Below are 21,277 nucleotides of genomic sequence, written 5' to 3'. Positions count from 1 at the left end.
TCGGTCGGCCTGGCGGCGGAAGCGATCCGCCGCCTATCACTTCCCTCAGAGCTTGCCGCCGGCTTCCGGGATGACCTTGGTCAGGCTGCCCGTTGCCGGGAAGAGCGGGATCAGGCAGGCCTGCAGGGCGTGGTAGATGTCGCCCTTGCCGGGGAAGATGGTGTGGGCGGGGACCATCTCTTCCGTCAGTTCCTCGTGCCAGCCGCCGTTCCTGTGGTCGATAAAGCTGCGCTCGATGACGTTCCAGATCTTGCGGTAGCTTTCTTCGTGGTAGTCGCTCGGCAGGTGTTCGTTGAGGTAGTGGGCGGCGGCTGCACCTTCGCAGGCGGGCCACCACATCTTCTGGCGCTTGTCCGGGCGGTCTTCCCAGTCGAGCGTGTAGAAGAAGCTGCCATGATCGTCGTCCCAGCCGAGCGCCATCGCCTGCGAAAACAGGCCCTTTGCCGCATCCGGCATCCAGTCCCTGGTCTTGCCGCCCAGCACCCAGAGTTGCAGCATCAGGCGGGCCCACTCGAGCGAGTGGCCAGGCGTGGTGCCGGCCGGGCGGAACATCTCGTTGGGGTGGTAGTAGTTCTTGTCGAGCGCCCATTCCGTGTCGAAGTGCTCGGCGACACGCCAGCCCACGGAGCCGGCTGCGCGGCGGATGACCAGATCGGCGATGCTTTCGGCCTTGGTCAGATAGTCGCGGTCACCGGTCGCCTCGAAGGCGGCCATCAAGGCTTCAGTCAGGTGCATGTTGGAGTTCTGGCCGCGATAGGTGCCGCCATCGAGCGGCTGCCAGTCGGCGGTGAATTCCTCGGCGATGGCGCCGTGCTTCGCTTCCCAGAAGCGGGTGTTCAGCACCTCGGTGATATCGGCGAGCATGCCGTCGGCAAGCGGGTGGCCGATGGTCTTGGCGGAGGAGGCGGCCAAGAGCACGAAGGCGTGGCCGTAGCCCTGCTTGTTGGTGTCGACGGGGCCGTCATTGTTCAGCGACCAGAAATAGCCGCCGTTCTTCTGATCCCGGTGGTGGTTCCAGATGTACTGCATGCCGTGATCGACGACATCGGATGCGCCGGGGCGGCCGAGCAGGGTGCCGATCGAGAAGCAATGGACGGCGCGGGCGGCGATATGAATGCCGCGCACCTGGCCCTCGGCGTCGAGCGGCTTGCCGGTGTCGTCGAGATCGTAGAAGCCACCCTTGGGATTGATGGAATCATGCTGGAAGAAATCGAACAGGCCGTTGGCCTGGGCGACCAGCCAGTCGCGGTGATAGGTGCGCGTCGTCCAGTTGCCGAGCGCGGCGTCGCCGGTTGCAGGTGCCATGATACTCCTCCGATTTCTACACAATGCTTTGAAATTGCCTATATAGGGGGCGTTCGAGTCTGTCATCCGCCGTGCGTCGGCAATGGCGAAAATGTCGCTGATATATTGACATAAAGATATCTTTATGTGATTTGGGCGGCTTGTCTTTATAATGACGTCAAGGAGTCCGCCCGTGTTCAACAATCTGTTTGGCCCCGAAGGGGAAAAGCGCGACGGCAGTGAAGTGTTTGCAGCGCTCAGGAAAGCCGCCAGCGAACGCATTCTCGTCCTTGACGGCGCCATGGGCACGCAGATCCAGGGGCTGGGTTTCGACGAGGATCATTTCCGCGGCGACCGCTTCATCGGCTGCGCCTGCCACCAGAAGGGCAACAACGACCTTCTCATCCTCTCGCAGCCGGATGCGATCGAGGAGATCCATTACAAATACGCCAAGGCCGGCGCCGATATTCTCGAGACCAACACCTTCTCGTCCACCCGCATCGCGCAGGCCGATTACGCCATGGAAGGCGAGGTCTATGCGCTGAACAAGGAAGGTGCCGAAGTCGTGCGCCGCGCCTGCATCCGCGCAGAGCGCGAGGACGGCAAGCGCCGCTTCGTCGCCGGCGCCATCGGCCCGACCAACCGCACCGCCTCGATCTCGCCCGACGTCAACAATCCCGGCTTCCGCGCCGTCACCTTCGACGATTTGCGCTCCGCCTATGCCGAGCAGATCGACGGCCTGATCGATGGCGGCGCCGATATCATCCTGATCGAGACGATCTTCGACACGCTGAACGCGAAGGCTGCCATCTTCGCCTGCGAGGAGCGCTTCGAAGCCAAGGGCGTTCGCCTGCCTGTCATGATCTCTGGTACGATCACCGACCTTTCCGGCCGCACGCTGTCGGGCCAGACGCCGTCGGCCTTCTGGAACTCGGTGCGCCACGCCAACCCGTTCACGATCGGCCTGAACTGCGCGCTCGGCGCCAACGCCATGCGTCCGCATCTGCAGGAGCTGTCGGGCGTTGCCGACACGTTCATCTGCGCCTATCCGAATGCGGGCCTGCCCAACGAGTTCGGTCAGTATGACGAGACGCCCGAGCTGATGGCAGCACAGATCGACGAGTTCGCCCGCGAGGGTCTCGTCAACATCGTCGGCGGCTGCTGCGGCTCGACGCCTGAACATATCAAGGCGATTGCCGAGGTTGTCGCCAAGTACAAGCCGCGTCCGATCCCCGAGCATCGTCCGTTCATGTCGCTGTCGGGCCTCGAGCCCTTCGAGCTCACCAAGGACATCCCCTTCGTCAACGTCGGCGAGCGCACCAACGTCACGGGCTCGGCTCGCTTCCGCAAGCTGATCACCAATGCCGATTACACGGCAGCGCTCGATGTCGCGCGCGATCAGGTCGAAAACGGCGCGCAGATCATCGACATCAACATGGACGAAGGCCTGATCGATTCCGAAAAGGCGATGGTCGAGTTCCTGAACCTGATCGCCGCCGAGCCGGATATCGCCCGCGTGCCCGTGATGATCGACTCGTCGAAGTTCTCGATCATCGAGTCCGGCCTGAAGCGGGTGCAGGGCAAGCCGATCGTCAACTCGATCTCGCTCAAGGAAGGCGAAGAGAATTTTCTCGCGCAGGCGAGGCTGCTGCACGCCTATGGCGCGGCCGTCGTCGTCATGGCCTTCGACGAGACGGGGCAGGCGGATACCTATGACCGCAAGGTCGAGATCTGTACCCGCGCCTACAAGCTCTTGACCGAAAAGGCCGGTTTCCCGCCCGAGGACATCATCTTCGACCCGAACGTCTTTGCGGTCGCCACCGGTATCGAAGAGCACAACAATTACGGCGTCGACTTCATCGAGGCGACGCGCACGATCCGCAAGACGATGCCGCTGGTGCATATTTCGGGCGGCGTTTCGAACCTCTCCTTCTCCTTCCGCGGCAACGAGCCGGTGCGCGAGGCGATGCATGCCGTGTTCCTCTACCACGCCATCCAGGCGGGCATGGACATGGGTATCGTCAATGCCGGCCAGCTGGCCGTCTACGACCAGATCGACGCGGAACTGCGCGAGGCGTGCGAGGACGTGGTGCTGAACCGCCGCGCCGACGCCACCGAGCGGCTGCTCGAAGTGGCCGAAAAGTTCCGGGGCGGCGCGGCGCGCGAGGGCCGTGTGCAGGATCTCTCCTGGCGCGAATGGTCGGTCGAGAAGCGGCTCGAACATGCGCTGGTCAACGGCATCACCGAATATATCGATGCCGATACGGAAGAGGCGCGCCAGAACGCAGCCCGTCCGCTGCACGTTATCGAAGGCCCGCTGATGGCCGGCATGAACGTCGTCGGCGATCTGTTCGGTTCGGGCAAGATGTTCTTGCCGCAGGTCGTCAAGTCGGCGCGTGTGATGAAGCAGGCCGTGGCCGTTCTCCTTCCCTACATGGAGGAAGAGAAGCGGCTGAACGGCGGCGACGACCGCAAGTCGGCCGGCAAGATCCTGATGGCGACCGTCAAAGGTGACGTCCACGATATCGGCAAGAACATCGTCGGCGTCGTGCTCGCCTGCAACAATTACGAGATCATCGACCTCGGCGTCATGGTGCCGGCGACGAAGATCCTGGAGACGGCCGTTGCCGAGAAGGTCGATGTCATCGGCCTGTCGGGCCTGATCACGCCGTCGCTGGACGAGATGGTGCATGTCGCGGCCGAAATGGAGCGCCAGGGCCTAGACCTGCCGCTTCTGATCGGCGGCGCCACGACCAGCCGTGTCCATACGGCCGTGAAGATCCATCCTGGTTACAACAAGGGCCAGACCGTCTACGTCACCGACGCCAGCCGCGCGGTCGGCGTGGTTTCGTCGCTGCTCTCGCCTGACAATCGCGACGACTACATCACCGACATCCGCGCCGAATATGCCAAGGTCGCGGCGGCCCATGCCCGCAGCGAGGCCGAGAAGGTGCGCCTGCCGCTGACCCGTGCCCGCGAGAACGCGCAGAAGATCGATTGGTCAGCTTACGCGCCCGCCAAGCCGAGCTTCCTCGGAACCAAGGTGTTCGAGGATTACGATCTGGCGACGCTGGCCGAATACATCGACTGGACGCCGTTCTTCCAGACCTGGGAACTGCGCGGTCGCTATCCCGCCATCCTCGAGGACGAGAAGCAGGGCGAGGCGGCACGGGCGCTTTGGGCCGATGCGCAGACGATGCTGAAGAAGATCATCGACGAGAAGTGGTTCCGTCCGCGCGCCGTCATCGGCTTCTGGCCGGCGGGTGCTGTCGGCGACGATATCCGCCTGTTCAAGGATGACGGCCGGAAGGAAGAGCTCGCGACATTCTACACGCTGCGCCAGCAGCTTTCGAAGCGCGACGGGCGGCCGAATGTGGCTTTGTCGGACTTCGTGGCGCCTGTCGACAGCGGCGTGCAGGACTATGTCGGCGGCTTCGTCGTCACCGCCGGTATCGAGGAAGTGGCGATCGCCGAGCGTTTCGAACGCGCCAACGACGATTACTCGTCGATTCTCGTCAAGGCGCTGGCCGACCGTTTCGCGGAGGCGTTCGCCGAGCGGATGCACGAAGAGGTTCGCCGCGAGTATTGGGGCTATGCCAAGGACGAGGCGCTCAGCAAGGAGCAGCTGATCACCGAGGAGTATTCCGGTATCCGTCCGGCGCCCGGCTATCCGGCGCAGCCCGATCATACCGAGAAGAAGACTCTGTTCGCGCTGCTCGATGCGGAAAACGCCGCCGGCGTGAAGCTCACCGAGAGCTACGCCATGTGGCCGGGTTCGTCCGTGTCGGGCATCTATATCGGCCACCCCGACGCCTATTACTTCGGCGTTGCCAAAGTGGAGCGCGATCAGGTCGAGGACTATGCCGGCCGCAAGGGCATGGAGATCTCCGAGGTCGAGCGCTGGCTCGGTCCGGTGCTCAACTACGTGCCACGCAAGCGCGATGAAGATATCGAGGACGCGGCCTGATCGGGCGCGTCTTCAGGAGCTGATTCAACTGTCCGAGAAAATGATTCAGGATCATCGGCCAAGGGCCTGATCCTGGATCGGAAATCGCCATTCCCTCAGTGGCGATCACGCCGTGAGCTCGACCAGGATCGCGGTCGTGTCGTCGCACTGCTTGAAGCGGGGATAGCGCAGGCCTTCCGGATCCGTCTCGCGCTCGAAGCGACGCAGTTGCTCGACGAGTGGGCCTAGACCTCTGTCGAGCGCCGCGCGCACCAGCCCTGCCGCATCATAGGCTTCATAGAGCACGACGAGATCGGACAGGCCGTCGCTGCAGACGATGGCGTGAGCCTTGCCGGTGATGGCGAGTTTTTCCGAAACGAGATGATCGGCCGCTTCCGGCACGAGGCCGAGCGTCCAGATGCCGCCCGGCGTGTTCTGGCTTTCGCGGTGTTTGCGAAGGGCGGTCAGCGTTTCGGCATCACCAAGCGCGCCGCCGCCTTTGGTGATGCCGCCGGTGCGGGCGATGTGGCTCTGGGCGTGGGCCTGCTCGCGCGTATAGGCGCCGGGGATGGCCATATGCAGGCTCGCCGTTCCGTCTTCCCGCAGCAGGAAGAGGCACGAATCGCCGAGGCCGTAGAAGGAGAGGCTGTCCTCCGCCGCGTGCACCATGGCGAAGGCGGAGAGAGGCCAGGCGTAGCGCGGAACCTCCGGGTGGTTTGCGGTGAAGGTGGCGCGGGCCTTCAGCGATGCGGCGCGGGCAATGTCGGAGATCGCGGTGTCGCGGGTGATCCCGCTTCGGAAGCTGTCGGCGAACTGCGCGGCGATCCAGGCTGCGTCGCTGCCTGTTTCGTCGATATACTGCCGGTCGCCAAGGCCGGTGGCGCCGTCGATCACGAAGGCGCAGGCTTCGTTGTGGCCGAGGCGATCCTCGTTCGGCTTGGCCGGATTGCCCGGATCGGTGATGGTCGCGAGAACGGAGATCGTCGGTTTTCTGGTCATGTCACCAGCAATAGCGGCAAGGGCGCCCGGCTTCAACGCGTGCCGTGATCACGATGTGCCGATCGTCAGTTCCGCCACGAAATCATAGGCATCGCCGCGATAGAGCGAGCGGGTGAACTCCACCGCCCGGCCGGAGCCGAGGTAGGAGATGCGCTCGATGGACAATCCGGCCGCGCCGACGGAGACCCCCAAGAGCCGGGCGTCCTCCTCCTTCATGTTGGTTGCCGAAATGCGCTGCACGGCGCGCACGGGGCGCACCTCGCGCCGCTCGAGTTCGGCATAGAGCGACGTCGTCACGACGAAGGGGTCGGGCAGGAATTCTCCGGAGACGCTGGCGTTTTCGATCGCCAGCGGCTGGTCGTCGGCAATGCGGAGGCGGCTGAGGCGCGAAACCTTGATGTCGGTTGCCAGGCCGAGAATCATCATTTCGTCGGGCGAGGGCGTGTGGATGCCCTTGTGCAGCCATTCCGAGCGCGAGGTCATGCCGCGCCGGGCCATGTCCTCGGTGAACGAGGTTAGCTGCGACAGGCGCTGCTCGACCTTCGAGACGGGCTTGGTCACGAAGGTGCCGGAGCCGTGGCGGCGAACGAGCAGGCCATCGGCCACCAGCTCGTCGATCGCCTTGCGCACGGTCACGCGGCTGACGGTTGCCAGTTCCGCGATATCGCGTTCCGGCGGCAGGGCGTCACCATGGCCGAGCGAGCCGGTGCGGATAGCCTCCTCGAGCGTGCGGCGCAGCTTGACATAGAGCGGGCCGGTGCCGCCGGCCTGCAGGCGATCGGGCGACAGGATGCTGGCGATATCCTCGGTCACGCGGCATCCTTTCCCTGCTCGCGCAGGAACTGAACCGCAAGCTCGATCGCACCCTGCAGCACATCGCCCTTCGGCTCCTTCAGCAGCGATTGGTGGCGCTCGGCGAGCAGGGGCCGGTAGGCATTGGCAAGACCGCCGAGAAGGCAGATCGCCGGGCAGGCGGGCCAGAGCAGCGCATCGAGGCTCTCGCCGATCGAGCGGACGGCGGTCTCGACGATGGCGGTGCCGATCGGATCGCCCTTGGCGGCAAAGTCGAAGACCAGAGGCGCGTAGCGGGCAAAGTCCCTGGGCTGGGATGCGTGGGCGAATTCCACGACGCACTCGGGATCGTCGCCATATTCGGCCATCACTTCGCGGCTCAGCGCAGAGGGCTTTCGGATGCCGTCATGGGCGAGGAGGGCGGCTTCGAGCAGATCGCGGCCGAGCCGGGCGCCGCTCGCCTGGTCGCCGATCACGAAGCCCCAGCCCCCGATGCCGCAGAGCTTGCCGTCGCGTCGGGCATTGTAGACCGAGCCGGTGCCGAAGGCGCCGATGACACCATCGGAATCGCCGAGCGCTCCCTGCAGCGCGGTTGAGGCGTCGGTGACGACGCGGCGTTTGGCAAAGGGGAGCGCACGTTCGACGCGCTCGGCATAATCGCCGACATTGGCGCCGGCGACGCCGACGACCGCTACCGCGGAAGACAACGTCTCATTCGGCAAGCCGGCATCGGCCACGGCGTTGCGGGCGGAAGCGACGATGTTCAGCAGGGAATTGTCGAGGTCGGAGAGAATGTTGGAGGGACCGGCGGTGCCGCGCCCGAGAACCCGTCCCGTTCCATCCATGATGGCCGCCCGGCAGCTCGATCCGCCGCCGTCAATGCCGATTGCAAGTTCTGTCATCGAACCCTCAGATACGCCGTTCCGCCTTGTTTTTCTGTACAATACCAAAAAAATACCATTTACCAAGCGTCTTTTGAGCGAAACTTCGAAGTTTTTATCATGCTGATTTTAAACACTAAAAATCGCAATCCTCATTTTCCTGATGGCGAAAGTTAAAATTGGCTGGACAATTGGTATTTTTTTGGACTTTAATTCGCGCAGGGAACAGCGCATCGATCAGGCACAAGTCGGCACCGAAAACTAGCCGAACCACTCGATGGAAGACGAAGTTGGAGAATGCGTGGTTCGCGGAGGACTCCGCAGCCAAGCTCCGTCATCAGCCGTTCGCTTCAGACCAAGAACAGCGCCCCGGAGCGCTTCGAACAGGAGAGGGAAATGAAGAACACCGCACTGAAAGGCTTCCTGCTGGCATCCAGCCTGCTGACGTCGGTTGGCTTCGCGCATGCCGCGGATGTCACGTTGACGGTCGAAAGCTGGCGCAACGACGACCTGCAGATCTGGCAGGAAAAGATCATCCCGGCTTTCGAAGCCAAGAATCCGGGCATCAAAATCGTCTTCTCGCCGACCGCGCCGACTGAATACAACGCGTCGCTGAACGCCAAGCTCGATGCCGGCTCCGCAGGCGATATCATCACCTGCCGTCCGTTCGACGCATCGCTCGAGCTCTTCAACAAGAAGCAGCTTGCCGATCTGACGAGCCTGTCGGGCATGGAGAGCTTCACGCCGGTCGCCAAGGCGGCCTGGTCGACCGACGACGGCAAGTCCACCTTCTGCGTACCGATGGCATCCGTCATCCACGGCTTCATCTACAACAAGGATGCCTTCGACCAGCTGAAGATCGAGGTGCCGAAGACAGAAGACGAGTTCTTCGCGGCGCTCGAGAAGATCAAGGCCGACGGTACCTTCATTCCGCTCGCGATGGGCACGAAGGATCTCTGGGAAGCAGCCACCATGGGCTACCAGAACATCGGTCCGAACTACTGGAAGGGTGAAGAAGGCCGCGCTGCACTGATCTCCGGCAAGCAGAAGCTGACGGATGCCGACTGGGTCAAGCCCTACGAAGAGCTTGCCAAGTGGAAGCCTTATCTCGGTGACGGCTTCGAAGCCCAGACCTACTCGGACAGCCAGAACCTCTTCACGCTCGGCCGCGCCGCCATCTATCCGGCCGGTTCCTGGGAAATCGCGCTGTTCAACAGCCAGGCCCAGTTCAAGATGGGCGCATTCCCGCCGCCGGTCCCGAAGGCCGGTGATACGGGCTACATCTCCGACCATCCGGATATCGGTGTCGGCCTCAACGCCAAGAGCGCGCATGCCGAGGAAGCCAAGAAGTTCCTGTCGTGGGTCGCTTCCAGCGAATTCGCCGACATCTACGCCAACTCGCTGCCGGGCTTCTTCAGCCTGAACTCCAACCCGGTGAAGATGAGCGATCCGCTGGCTCAGGAATTCGTTTCCTGGCGCGGCCCGTACAAGTCGACCGTCCGCTCGACCTACCAGATCCTGTCGCGCGGCACGCCGAACCTGGAAAACGAGACCTGGGTTGAATCGGCCAACGTGATCAACGGCACGGACACGCCGCAGGTCGCCGCCGAGAAGCTGCAGAAGGGCCTCGACGGCTGGTACAAGCCGGGCAAGTAAGCAGTGCCCGTCTCGAAGGGTGGGGCTTAGCGCCAAGTCAAAGGCCCCTCCCAACCCTCCCCACAAGGGGGAGGGCTTAACCTAGCCGGCCCCTCCGAGCCTCGATTGAGGCAGGTGGGCGCCGCGAGTCTTCTCTCCCCTTGTGGGGGAGATGGCCGGCAGGCCAGAGAGGGTTTTCCCCTCCAAAGACAATCAGGGCGGCGCGATCGCCGTAAACCAAAGACAAGACGAGAGACAATGAGCGAAGCCGACAGCCATTTCGAAGCGGCCCCGATCAAGCGCCCCATACGCTGGCATATCGGCGTTTTCCTCCTGCCCGCGGTGGTCGTCTATTCGGCGATCATGATCCTGCCGCTGATCGAGACGCTCCGGCTTTCGCTCTACAACACCGTCGACGGCGCGCAGACATTCGTCGGTTTCGCCAATTACAAGGTGCTGTTCGGCGATGCCCGCTGGGCCCACGACTTCTGGAACGCGCTGCGCAACAACCTGGTCTTCTTCATCATCCACATGTGCGTGCAGAACCCGATCGGCATCGCGCTGGCCGCGCTTCTGTCGACGCCACGGCTGCGGTTCGTGGCTTTCTACCGCACCGCCATGTTCCTGCCGACGCTGCTGTCCTTCGTGATCGTCGGTTTCATCTGGAAGCTGATCCTCTCGCCGATCTGGGGCGTCGCCCCGTGGCTGATGAGCCTCGTCGGCATGAAGGGTCTGTTCGCGCCCTGGCTCGGGCAGTCCGGTCCGGCACTGATCGCGGTGTCGCTGATCTCGAACTGGCAGTATATCGGCATCCCGATGATGCTGATCTATGCAGCGCTTCTGAGCATCCCCGAGGAGGTAATCGAGGCCGCCGAATGCGACGGCATCACCGGCTGGGCGCAGTTCTGGAAGATCAAGCTGCCGCTGATCCTGCCGGCGATCGGCATCATCTCGATCCTCACCTTCGTCGGCAATTTCAACGCTTTCGACCTGGTCTACACGGTGCAGGGGGCGCTTGCGGGACCCGACATGTCGACCGACATCCTGGGCACGCTGCTCTACCGCACCTTCTTCGGTTTCCAGCTGCAACTCGGCGACCGCTCGATGGGCGCGACGATCGCGACCGTGATGTTCCTGATCATCCTCGCCGGCGTGTCGTTCTATCTTTTCGCCATCCAGCGGCGCATGCGTCGCTACCAGTTCTGAGGAGGGTGTCATGTCCAACAGAGCGCGCACATCCCCAATCCGCACCGGTCTCGTTCATCTGGCGCTGATCGGCTACACGCTGGTCGCCATCTTTCCAGTGTTCCTCACGATCATCAACTCGTTCAAGGACCGCAACGCGATCTTTCGCTCGCCGATGCAGGTGCCGACGCCGTCGACCTTCAGCCTCGTCGGCTACAAGACGGTTCTGGGGCAGGGAGATTTCGCCCTCTACTTCCAGAACAGCTTCATCGTGACGATCGTTTCGATCTTTCTGGTGCTGCTGTTCGGTGCCATGGCCGCTTTCGCGCTGTCGGAATACCGCTTCAAGGGTAACACGCTTGTCGGTCTCTACATGGCGATCGGCATCATGATCCCGATCCGACTTGGGACCGTGGCGATCCTGCAGGGCATGGTGGCGGCGGGGCTGGTCAACACGCTGACGGCGCTCATCCTCGTCTACACCGCGCAGGGGATACCGCTCGCGATCTTCATCCTCTCGGAGTTCATGCGCAGCGTTTCCGACGACCTGAAGAACGCCGGGCGCATCGACGGTCTCTCGGAATACGCGATCTTCTTCCGCCTGGTCTTGCCGCTGGTGCGCCCGGCGATGGCTACGGTCGCCGTGTTCACGATGATCCCGATCTGGAACGATCTCTGGTTCCCGCTTATCCTGGCGCCGGCCGAAGCGACGAAGACGGTGACGCTCGGTTCGCAGATATTCATCGGTCAGTTCGTCACGAACTGGAACGCGGTTCTGGCGGCCCTGTCGCTGGCGATCCTGCCGATCCTGGTTCTCTACGTCATCTTCTCGCGGCAACTGATCCGCGGCATCACCTCGGGAGCGGTCAAGTGAGCGCGTCAGACAAACCGATCCGCGTCCTCGTCGCCGGTCTCGGCAACATGGGCCGCAGCCATGCGCTGGCCTATCATAACAATCCCGGCTTCGAGATCGTCGGGCTGGTCAATCGCTCGACGCCCGATCTGCCACCGGAGTTGCAGGGCTACGAGGTGCACAGGGATTTCCAGGCGGCGCTCGCCGAGCTGAAACCCGATCTCTGCGCCGTCTGCACCTATTCGGATACGCATGCCGACTACGCGGTCGCCGCCTTCGAAGCCGGTTGCGACGTCTTCGTCGAGAAGCCGCTTGCGACCACGGTCGCCGACGCCGAGCGCGTCGTGGCGGCGGCGCAGAAGGCCGGGCGCAAGCTCGTGATCGGCTACATCCTTCGCCATCATCCCTCCTGGATGCGGCTGATCGAGGAGGCGCGCAAGCTCGGCGGACCCTATGTGTTCCGCATGAATCTCAACCAGCAGTCCAGTGGCCCGACCTGGGAAACGCACAAGTCGCTGATGCGCACGACATCGCCGATCGTCGATTGCGGCGTGCACTATGTCGACGTCATGTGCCAGATCACCGATGCGCGGCCGGTGGAGGTGCGCGGCATGGGGCTCCGGCTCTCCGACGAGATCGCGCCCGACATGTATAATTACGGCCAGCTGCAGGTGCTGTTCGAGGACGGCTCGGTTGGATGGTACGAGGCAGGCTGGGGGCCGATGATCTCGGAGACGGCCTTCTTCGTGAAAGACATCATGTCGCCGAGGGGGTCGGTGTCGATCGTCATGGACCCGAACGCCAAGTCCGACGATATCGATGCGCATACGAAGACATCGGTCATTCGCCTGCACAGCGCCGAGACCGGCGCCGACGGCAGGTTCATCCGGCCGGACGAGGACATGACGATGGCGGGCGAGCCCGGCCATCAGGAACTCTGCGACCGCGAGCAGGCCTTCATGCTGAAGGCCATCCGCGAGGATATCGACCTTAACCGCCACATGGCAGACGCCGTCGCATCGCTGCGCATCTGCCTCGCCGCCGACGAAAGCGTGCGTACCGGCCAGGCCGTGAAGCTGCACGCGCCGGGCAAACTGTAAGGAATACGAGCATTGGGATCGCTTCAACTCAAATCCATCCGCAAGACCTACGGCACGCATGACGTCCTGAAGGGGATCGACCTCGACGTGAAGGACGGCGAGTTCGTCATCTTCGTCGGTCCATCCGGCTGCGGCAAGTCGACCCTTTTGCGCTCGATCGCGGGCCTCGAGGACGTGACCTCGGGCTCGGTGATCATCAACGGACGCGACGAGACACTGACACCGCCGGCCAAGCGCGGCATCGCCATGGTGTTCCAGTCTTACGCGCTCTATCCGCACCTGACGGTCAAGGACAATATGGGGCTCGGCCTGAAGCAGGCGGGCATGCCGAAGGAGGAGATCGAGACGCGGGTGACGGGTGCCTCGTCCATGCTTTCGTTGGCGCCCTATCTGGCGCGCCGCCCGGCCGAGCTTTCCGGCGGCCAGCGCCAGCGCGTCGCCATCGGCCGCGCCATCGTGCGCGAGCCGGAACTCTTCCTCTTCGACGAGCCGCTCTCCAACCTCGACGCGGCGCTGCGCGTGCAGACGCGCCTGGAGATCGCCAAGCTGCACCGTCAACTGAAGGCGACAATGATCTACGTCACCCACGACCAGGTCGAGGCGATGACGCTTGCCGACAAGATCGTGGTGCTGAACGCCGGCTCGATCGAGCAGATCGGGTCTCCGATGGAGCTCTACAACAAACCGGCCAACGTCTTCGTCGCCGGCTTCATCGGTTCGCCGATGATGAATTTCATCGCCGCCGACAAGCTAGGGGACAAGGAGGCGAAGACGATCGGCATCCGGCCGGAGCACCTGACGTTGTCGCGCGACAGCGGCACCTGGAAGGCGAAGATCGTCCATGTCGAACATCTCGGCGCCGATACCATCGTCTATCTTGAATCCGACCAATGCGGGCTGCTGACGGCGCGGCTGTTCGGCGAGCACCAGTACGAGCCCGACGAAGTGGTGTTTGCGACGCCGGATCAGGCGCGTATGCACCGGTTCGACGGGAACGACCAGGCGATCCGCTAGGGCGGCGATGCCTCGGCGCTCGTGAATACAAGAAGGGCGGCCAGTGGCCGCCCTTTGCATGTCAGGCCTTCTGAGCCAATCGGTCCGTCAGTTCCTCGATACCGACTTCCGCCTCGACGCTGTCGCCCTTGGCGATCAGGTAGAGGCCGAGGCCGAAGGCGAGGGCCGCGATGAACAGCAGGTAGTAGGCGTGGGCCATCGGGTTCAGCGGCAGCAACGAGGCGACCGCCAGCGGTGTCAGGCCGCCGAAGATGGCGTAGGAAATGTTGTAGGAGAAGGAGAGGCCGGTGAAGCGGACGCGGGCCGGGAACGCCCGGACCATCACGTAGGGCACGGCGCCGACCATGCCGACCGCCAGGCCCATCACCGCGTAGAGCGCGAAGAGAACCGTCAGCGAGACGGCTGCGTAGCTGTAGAAGGCGAAGGTGGCGACGCCGAAGAAGATGCTCGACACCACGAAGAACCGGCCGGAGCCGACCCGGTCGACGATCGCGCCGGCGGCCGCCGTGCCGAAGATCAGGAACAGCGTGCCGAAGCTGGTGGCCGCCAGCGACTGCTGCGCGGTGTAGCCATAGAGCTTCTGCAGGAAGGTCGCGGTCATCAGCGTGGTGACGACGATGCCGGCAGACAGGATCCAGGTGAGGATGATCGAGACGATGACGCCGCGCGGATAGTCGCGCAGCACGGCCTTCAGCGGCAGTTCGCGCACCAGCGAGCGGCTCTGCTTCATCTCCGAGAAGATCGGCGTTTCCTGCAGCCAGCGGCGGAGATAGACGGCGACGAGGCCGAAGATGCCGCCGAGGAAAAAGGGAATGCGCCAGGCGTAGCTTGCCACATCCTCCGGCGTGAAGACCGAGTTGATGATGGTGGCGATGAAGGAGCCGAGCAGGATGCCGAGCGTCAGGCCTGAGCAGAGGAAGCCGCAGGCGAAACCGACGCGGCGGAAGGGAACATGCTCGGCGACGAACGTCCAGGCGCCGGGCACTTCGCCGCCGATGGCCGCACCCTGCAGCACGCGCATGAGGATCAGAAGGATTGGTGCCGCGACGCCGATGGTGGCGTATGTCGGCATGGCCGCCATACCGAGCGTGGAGAGCGCCATCAGGAGGATCGAGAAGGCGAAGACCCGCTTGCGGCCGAACATGTCGCCGAAATGGGCAAGCACGATGCCGCCGATCGGGCGCACGAGGTAACCGGCAGCGAAGATGCCGAAAGTCTGGATGGTCACCAGCCAGTCGGGCATATTAGGCGGAAAGAACAGGTGGCCGATGACGCTGGCGAAGAAGACAAAGATAATGAAATCGTAGAACTCGAGTGCGCCGCCGAGAGCGGAGAGGCCGAGCGTCTTGAAATCCTGAGCGGTGAGGCTGCGCGGGGCGGCCGCAGGGGTCGTGGTGGGAGACATGCTGAACTGACTTTGCCGAAATGAATGATCCGTCCCGTCGTCGCGCAACCCGCCGGGCATTACAAGCGATTTCTCCCGCTTTCGCTGCATGTGGCGCGATGGAGGCTGCCAGTGTGGCAAAGCCGCAAATGGAAAAGGCGCCGCCATGGAACGACGCCTTTCAGATCCGGCAGTTGGACGGTCAGTCGCGGATGACCAGCAGGTCGGCGGCCATGAAGCGCAGCGTCACGGTCTCGCCCGTGGCCGGCGGTTTGACGCCGGGGCTGTTGAACATGTCGAAGGAGATGACGTTGCCGCCGACGTTCATGCGGGTACGGATGACCGAGCCGAGGAAGTGGGCGGAGACGACCTGGCCAGTCAGCTTCGTGTCGCTGGGGGTGCTTTCGGCCAGCGAGCCCGCTTCCGGGCGCAGTGCCAACGAGACGGTGTCGCCGGCATTGAAGGCGGCGACGGACTGCCGGAGCGTCACGCCCTGGTCGCCGATCTGGATGCGGTTGGCGGCGGGGTCGACGACCTTGGCCTCGATCAGGTTCAGCGTGCCGACGAAGGAGGCGACGAAGCGGGTGGCGGGGGTGTTGTAGATCTCGAAGGGCGTGCCGATCTGGTCGGCGCGGCCGCCGTTCATGACGACGATGCGGTCGGAGATCGACAGGGCTTCTTCCTGGTCGTGGGTGACGAAGATGGTGGTGATCCCCAGCGATTGCTGGATCTGGCGGATTTCCTCGCGCAGCGAGACGCGGATCTTGGCGTCGAGCGCCGACAGCGGCTCATCGAGCAGCAGGACCTGCGGCTTGGCGGCAAGGGCGCGGGCGAGCGCCACGCGCTGCTGCTGGCCGCCCGACATCTGGTAGGGATAGCGGTCGGCGAGGTGGCCGAGATGGATCAGCGCGAGCATCTCCTTGACGCGTGCGTCGATCTCGTCCTTCGGCTTGCCGGCGATCTTCAGGCCGAAGGCGACGTTGTCATGCACCGTCATGTTCGGGAAGAGCGCGTAGGCCTGGAAGACCATGCCGATGTTGCGCTGGTTAGGCTTCAGCGGCGCGATGTCCTTGCCGGCGATACTGAGATTGCCGCCGGTGGGGTTTTCGAAGCCGGCGATCATGCGCAGCACGGTGGTCTTGCCGCAGCCGGACGGCCCGAGGAAGGAGACGAACTCGCCCTTCTCGATATTCATGTTGAAGTCCTTGACGACCTGAACCTGGCCGAAGGATTTCTGAATGTTGGTCAACGAGAGAAAAGACATATCGAAATACCTTAAGCCTTGGCCGGACGGGATCTGCCGATGCGCGAGACGAGATTGAGCAGGCCCATGCTGAGCCAGGTGATGGAGAATGCGATCACGGCGAGCGCCGAGGGCTCATAGGCGCGGTTGGCGCCGACCAGCTGCAGGTAGGGACCGAAGGCCGGGCGGCTGAGAAGCGCTGCGAAGGTGAATTCGCCCATGACGATCGCCAGCGTGATGAAGGCGCCGGAGAGAATGCCGCTCATCACGTTCGGGAAGATGCACTTGAACATGATCGTCCACCAGCTGGCGCCGAGGCTCTGGGCGGCCTCGGTCAGCGTCCTCACGTCGATCGCGCGCATGGCGGTATCGACGGAACGGTACATGTAGGGCAGGGACAGGGTGATGTAGGAGAAGACGAGCAGGATGTTGGTTCCCGTCGTCGAGCCGGTCATCGGCAGGTAGGACGAGGAATTGTACATCCTCAGATAACCGAAGACGATGACGATGGCCGGGATGACCAGCGGCAGCAGCGTGATGAACTCCACCACCTGGCGCATCTGCGGCATGCGCAGCCGCACCCAGTAGGCCGTCGGCACGATCAGCAGCATGCCGAAGACGATGGTCAACAGCGCCATCATCATCGAATAGCCGAAGGTCGCGCGGAAGCGCTCGTCGGAGAAGACCGATGCATAGGCGTCGAAGCTGTAGGCGTCGCGGCGCATGCGCAGCGAGAACTCGATGGTTCCGAGCAGAGGCACGATAAAATAGGTCGCGCCGATGGCGATGGCGATCCAGGCGCCGAGTTTCTGAGCCTTCATTTCTGCCACCGTTCAGCGCGCATGCGCAGCATGAGATAGAGGATGTTGGACACGCCGGTGATCACGATCATGCCGAGCGCGATCGCATAGCCGAGGTTGGCATTGTGCAGGACGTCACCGCGGATCTGCGCATAGAGCAGGATGGGGACGATGTTGAGCGAGGAACCCGTCAGCGCATAGGCCGTCGCGATGGCGCCGAAGGCGTTGGCGAAGAGCAGCAACGTCGTGCCGAGAAGGCTCGGCCAGAGGATCGGCAGGGCAACCCGGGTCCAATATTGAAGATTGCTGGCGCCGAGGATTTCGGCTGCCTCGCGCCATTCCTTCTTCATGCCGTCGAGCGCCGGCGTGAGGATCAGCACCATCAGCGGAATCTGGAAGTACATGTAGGTGATGGTCAGGCCGAAGAAGGACAGCAGGTTGAAGCCGGTGCCGTAGAGGTTGAAGCCGAACCAGTCTCTCAGGAACACCGTGACGAGGCCGGTGCGGCCAAGGGTTGCCAGGAACGAGAAGGCCAGCGGGATGCCCGCGAAATTCGAAGCGACGCCGGAGAAGGTCAAGAGCGTCGAGCGAACCGAGGTCGGCAGGCCGCCGAGCACGACCGCCCAGGCAAGAAAGAAGCCGATCAGCGCGCCGCCGAGGGCGGAGGCGACCGAGACGCGGATGCTGATCCAATAGGCGCTGAGGATCGAGGGCGTGAAGAGATCGCCGATGTTCTTCAGCGTGAAGTTACCCTCCGGCGACAGAAAGGCGCCGACGACGAGATAGAGCGTTGGAATAATGAGAAAAAGCAGCGCGAAAATAATGAAGGGCGCGATACCCAGCCAGTCGATCACGCGGTCCTTGGTGATCAGCGGGGCCGTGCTCACCGCGGGCGTCGTCGAAACAGTGCTCATTGAAAAAGCTCTTCTTGCGGCGTCGGAGGGGCAAAAAGCCTCCCCGCCTGAACGGCGGAGAGGCGGGATCATGCGATCTTACTGAACGTTGGCGCCGACGACGCTGTCCCACTTGCCGGTGATGGCGGTCTTGCCGGCGGCCTGCTCTTCGAGCGTCGGGAAGACTGCCTTTTCATAGGCAGCGGCCGGCGGCAGCTTGTCGAGCATTTCCTGCGGGATCTTCTTGTTCTTGGCCAGATCGTTGAAGCGGATCGGGTGGCAATAGCCCTTCAGCCAGCCGAGCTGACCTTCGTCCGAATAGAGGTATTCCATCCAGAGCTTGGCAGCGTTCGGGTGCGGAGCGAAGGCGGAGATCGCCTGGACGTAAACGCCTGCGTTGACGCCCGATGCCGGAACGACGACTTCGACCGGCGGGTTGCCCTTGAGCGTATCGCGCCAGGACAGGCCGTTGTAGTCCCAGGCGATGACGATCGGGGTCGAGCCCTGTGCCAGCGAAGCGGACTTGCCGATGACGGGAACGAGGTTGCCTGCCTTGTTGAGTTCGCCGAAGAAGGCGAGACCGGCTTCACCAGCCTTGGTCGCGTCCTTTTCACCGGCAGCGATGCCGGCGGCGTAGACAGCCTGGACGGCCTGGTTGGAGGCGCGCGGGTCACCGGCAAGAGCGACGCTGTTGGCGTAGTCCGACTTCTTCAGGTCGGCCCAGTCCTTCGGAACTTCCTTGACGATGTCGGTGTTCACGACGAAGGAGAGAACGCCGTAGTAGTCGCCGTACCAGTAACCGTCGGCATCCTTGGCGGAGTCAGGAATGGAGTCCCAGGTCGAGACCTTGTAGGGCTGGATCAGGCCGTCGGCCTTGGCGGACGGGCCGAAGGAGAGACCGACGTCGATGACATCGGGAGCCTGCGGGCCGGTGTTGCCCTTGTTGGCCTTGATCGCTTCGATTTCGTCGCCCGAACCAGCATCCGGGTTCAGTTCGTTCACCTCGAGGCCGTACTTGGCCTTGAAGCCGGCAATGACGTCGCCGTAGCCGCACCAGTCGTGCGGGAGCGCGATCGTGGTCAGCGTGCCTTCCTTCTTGGCGGCAGCGATGAGTTCGGCGCTCGGCTCGGCAGCGGCAATTGCAGTCGAAGCCACGACGATCGCGGTCGAGAGCGAGAGCAGTCGAGAAAGATTAGAGATCACTGTTGTTCTCCTTCGGGTTTCAGTGTCCGTCGATGCTGTTAATGAGGTTACGTGAAGCTTGTGTGACAGTTCAATGACGTTAATTTTTCTTGGTATAGCAGGCGTTTGACAGCGATGTTTCATTTACGACACCAGTCCGCATTTGCCTACGTCATTGGTGGTATGTTGTCTCCCTCCTAACCGAGTTTGCGGAAAAGCCGGGTCTGCTCGAACAGGCCCTCCAGGGTTTTCATGCGTTCCTTCGTTTCGTCCCATGTCGAGCTCTGAACAGCTTCGATGAGGGCCTCGACAATGAAGAGCGTGACGACGGAGCTGTCCCATGCGGAAGGGGCTTCGATATGCACACGGAACGTATGGCGCGCCAGCTTGGCGGCGGGGGATCCCCACTGGTCGGTGAAGACGATGATCTCGGCACCGCACTTCCGGGCGGCGGTCGCGAGGCTCACCATCTCCTGCTCGTAGCGGCGGATGTCGAAGATCACCAGCAGGTCGCCGGGGCTCATGTTCAGCACATATTGCGGCCAGCTGCTGGAGTTGGAGGACAGCAGTTCCGTATGCGGGCGGATGACCTGCATGTGGGTGAAAAAGTATTCGGCCAGCGCGCCGGTGATGCGTCCGCCGACGAAGTAGAGGCCGCGCTTGCGATCCGACAGCAGCGCCGCAACGCTGTCGAAGGTGGCGGTGTCCAGCCCCGTCAGCGTCTGGCGCAGATTGCCCATGATGGCATCGGCGAAACGATTGAGGATATGGGTGCCCGGCGCATTCGAGGCCCAGCGGTCGTGTTTGGTGATCGGGTTCGAGATCGTCGCCTCGACTTCCTGGTGAAGATGTGCCTGGAAATCGGGATAGCCCTTGAAGCCCAGCTTCTGAACCATGCGCACGACCGTCGGCGTCGATACGCCGGCGTTCTCGGCGATCGTCGTGATGCTCCCCAGTCCGGAGACGGGGTAGTTGTCCAGCAGACTTTCAGCCAACTGCTTCTCGGCGCGCGTCAGCATGCCGAAATGCGAGTGGATTACGTCCGAAACTGTTTTCGACGCAACGGTCACGCGATCTTGCTCCCCGGGATTGGTCTTGTGCCACTTTCCCACTGAAAGTTAACAACGCTGTCACAATCCATGTCAACTGTTGTCATGAAAAGAAATTTTCAGAGTGCGCTTGACACAATCTCAAACCTGAAGAATTCTTTTCTTATACATATTTTATTAATGATCGGGGTGCGTTCGTGGTGCCTGCTGAATTCGAGGTCCTGAGCAAATCGGACGGCGAAAGCGTTGTGGTCGAGAGACCGCAGGGCAAGAGCGCGGTGCTTGTGGTCTGCGAGCACGCGTCGCGGATGCTGCCTAAGCGCTACGGAACGCTCGGTCTGCCGGTAGAGGCGTTGAACAGCCATATCGCGTGGGATCCGGGCGCGCTCGCGGTCGCGCGCGGCATTTCGGACGCGCTCGACGCGACGCTGGTGCACCAGCGGGTTTCCCGGTTGATCTATGACTGCAACCGCCCGCCGGAAGCTGCGGGCGCGATGCCCGAGAAGAGCGAGATTTACGACATCCCGGGCAATGCCGGTCTCAGCGTTGAAGAACGCCACGCGCGCACCAAAGCCGTGTATATTCCTTTCCACGACGCCATCCGGGCGCTGATTCGCGACCGCAAGGCGAGGGGGCAGGAGACCGTGATCGTGACAGTCCATAGCTTCACTCCCATTTATCACGGCAAGACGCGTGCCGTTGAGATCGGCATCCTGCATGATGACGACAGCCGCCTTGCCGACCGCATGCTCGCTGCTGCGGCATCGGGTGAGGCTTCCTACAAGATCGAGCGCAACGAGCCCTATGGCCCCGAGGACGGCGTGACGCACACGCTCGTTCTGCACGGGCTTTCCAGCGGGCTGCGCAACGTAATGATCGAGGTCCGTAACGACCTCATCGCAGACCAGGCTGGCCAAGGGGTCATGGCCAGCTATCTGACGAGGCTGCTCCAGCAGAGCCTGGACGCCTGACGACAAAAGATAAGACCCCAGGGAGCAGTTTAACTGCGATCCGTCCGCAGGCGAACACGTCGCGGG

The 21,277-nt window shown here is 62.9% G+C and carries 17 protein-coding genes; 7 read left to right on the top strand and 10 right to left on the bottom strand.

Annotated elements, in window-relative coordinates; translation table 11 throughout:
• Positions 1-45: 45 nt before the first annotated feature.
• Positions 46-1,305: an AGE family epimerase/isomerase gene (locus QTL95_RS22655; RefSeq protein WP_289722144.1), complete on the bottom strand. Its 1,260-nt coding sequence runs from the start codon at positions 1,303-1,305 to the stop codon at positions 46-48.
• Positions 1,306-1,477: 172 nt separating this feature from the next.
• On the opposite strand from QTL95_RS22655, the gene metH reads away from it, so the two are divergent.
• Positions 1,478-5,251, top strand: a complete 3,774-nt coding sequence (gene metH, locus QTL95_RS22650; protein WP_289722143.1) for a methionine synthase — start codon at positions 1,478-1,480, stop codon at positions 5,249-5,251.
• A gap of 105 nt (positions 5,252-5,356) precedes the next feature.
• Here metH and QTL95_RS22645 read toward each other — a convergent pair whose 3' ends face one another.
• The 3 genes from QTL95_RS22645 to QTL95_RS22635 are packed head-to-tail and all read right to left on the bottom strand — an operon-like array spanning position 5,357 to position 7,923.
• Positions 5,357-6,229, bottom strand: coding sequence for a hypothetical protein (locus QTL95_RS22645; protein ID WP_289722142.1), 873 nt, complete (start codon positions 6,227-6,229; stop codon positions 5,357-5,359).
• A gap of 48 nt (positions 6,230-6,277) precedes the next feature.
• Positions 6,278-7,042 carry a GntR family transcriptional regulator gene (locus QTL95_RS22640; RefSeq protein WP_037178918.1) on the bottom strand — a complete coding sequence of 255 codons (765 nt, stop codon included), beginning with the start codon at positions 7,040-7,042 and terminating at the stop codon, positions 6,278-6,280.
• Complete coding sequence (locus QTL95_RS22635; protein ID WP_289722141.1) at positions 7,039-7,923, bottom strand: BadF/BadG/BcrA/BcrD ATPase family protein; 885 nt, start codon at positions 7,921-7,923, stop codon at positions 7,039-7,041. The genes QTL95_RS22640 and QTL95_RS22635 overlap by 4 nt, the downstream gene beginning before the upstream one ends.
• Before the next feature lie 375 nt (positions 7,924-8,298).
• Between QTL95_RS22635 and QTL95_RS22630 the strand changes: the two genes are divergently transcribed.
• The 5 genes from QTL95_RS22630 to QTL95_RS22610 all read left to right on the top strand — a co-directional run bounded on the left by QTL95_RS22630 (position 8,299) and on the right by QTL95_RS22610 (position 13,689).
• A complete protein-coding gene (locus QTL95_RS22630; RefSeq protein WP_289722140.1) occupies positions 8,299-9,558 on the top strand; it encodes an ABC transporter substrate-binding protein in 1,260 nt (419 codons plus the stop codon).
• Between the two features lie 237 nt (positions 9,559-9,795).
• Positions 9,796-10,743 carry a carbohydrate ABC transporter permease gene (locus QTL95_RS22625; RefSeq protein ID WP_289722139.1) on the top strand — a complete coding sequence of 316 codons (948 nt, stop codon included), beginning with the start codon at positions 9,796-9,798 and terminating at the stop codon, positions 10,741-10,743.
• Between the two features lie 10 nt (positions 10,744-10,753).
• Positions 10,754-11,596, top strand: coding sequence for a carbohydrate ABC transporter permease (locus QTL95_RS22620; RefSeq protein ID WP_289722138.1), 843 nt, complete (start codon positions 10,754-10,756; stop codon positions 11,594-11,596).
• Positions 11,593-12,675: a Gfo/Idh/MocA family protein gene (locus QTL95_RS22615; protein WP_289722137.1), complete on the top strand. Its 1,083-nt coding sequence runs from the start codon at positions 11,593-11,595 to the stop codon at positions 12,673-12,675. The genes QTL95_RS22620 and QTL95_RS22615 overlap by 4 nt, the downstream gene beginning before the upstream one ends.
• A 12-nt stretch (positions 12,676-12,687) precedes the next feature.
• On the top strand, positions 12,688-13,689 hold the full coding sequence (locus QTL95_RS22610; protein ID WP_289722136.1) for an ABC transporter ATP-binding protein: 1,002 nt from the start codon (positions 12,688-12,690) through the stop codon (positions 13,687-13,689).
• A gap of 61 nt (positions 13,690-13,750) precedes the next feature.
• On the opposite strand, the gene QTL95_RS22605 is transcribed toward QTL95_RS22610, so the two are convergent.
• The 6 genes from QTL95_RS22605 to QTL95_RS22580 form a co-directional block, all read right to left on the bottom strand.
• Positions 13,751-15,094 carry an MFS transporter gene (locus tag QTL95_RS22605; protein WP_289722135.1) on the bottom strand — a complete coding sequence of 448 codons (1,344 nt, stop codon included), beginning with the start codon at positions 15,092-15,094 and terminating at the stop codon, positions 13,751-13,753.
• A 181-nt stretch (positions 15,095-15,275) separates the two neighbouring features.
• Positions 15,276-16,337, bottom strand: coding sequence for an ABC transporter ATP-binding protein (locus QTL95_RS22600; RefSeq protein ID WP_289722134.1), 1,062 nt, complete (start codon positions 16,335-16,337; stop codon positions 15,276-15,278).
• A gap of 11 nt (positions 16,338-16,348) precedes the next feature.
• Positions 16,349-17,137 (bottom strand): ABC transporter permease, encoded by a 789-nt coding sequence (locus QTL95_RS22595; protein ID WP_289722133.1) that lies wholly within the window; start codon positions 17,135-17,137, stop codon positions 16,349-16,351.
• The gene (locus QTL95_RS22590; RefSeq protein WP_289722132.1) at positions 17,134-18,030 is read right to left on the bottom strand and encodes an ABC transporter permease; all 897 of its coding nucleotides are present in this window, start codon (positions 18,028-18,030) and stop codon (positions 17,134-17,136) included. The genes QTL95_RS22595 and QTL95_RS22590 overlap by 4 nt, the downstream gene beginning before the upstream one ends.
• A 78-nt stretch (positions 18,031-18,108) precedes the next feature.
• Positions 18,109-19,212, bottom strand: a complete 1,104-nt coding sequence (locus tag QTL95_RS22585) for an ABC transporter substrate-binding protein (protein WP_289722131.1) — start codon at positions 19,210-19,212, stop codon at positions 18,109-18,111.
• Positions 19,213-19,388: 176 nt separating this feature from the next.
• Complete coding sequence (locus tag QTL95_RS22580; protein ID WP_289722130.1) at positions 19,389-20,261, bottom strand: MurR/RpiR family transcriptional regulator; 873 nt, start codon at positions 20,259-20,261, stop codon at positions 19,389-19,391.
• Between the two features lie 176 nt (positions 20,262-20,437).
• Here QTL95_RS22580 and QTL95_RS22575 point away from each other — a divergent pair, with 176 nt between their 5' ends.
• Positions 20,438-21,211 carry an N-formylglutamate amidohydrolase gene (locus tag QTL95_RS22575; RefSeq protein ID WP_289722129.1) on the top strand — a complete coding sequence of 258 codons (774 nt, stop codon included), beginning with the start codon at positions 20,438-20,440 and terminating at the stop codon, positions 21,209-21,211.
• Positions 21,212-21,277 lie beyond the last annotated feature (66 nt).

The organism is Rhizobium sp. S152, assembly GCF_030380735.1.
GTDB lineage: Bacteria > Pseudomonadota > Alphaproteobacteria > Rhizobiales > Rhizobiaceae > Rhizobium.
This window is presented reverse-complemented; position numbering and strand designations above follow the sequence as displayed.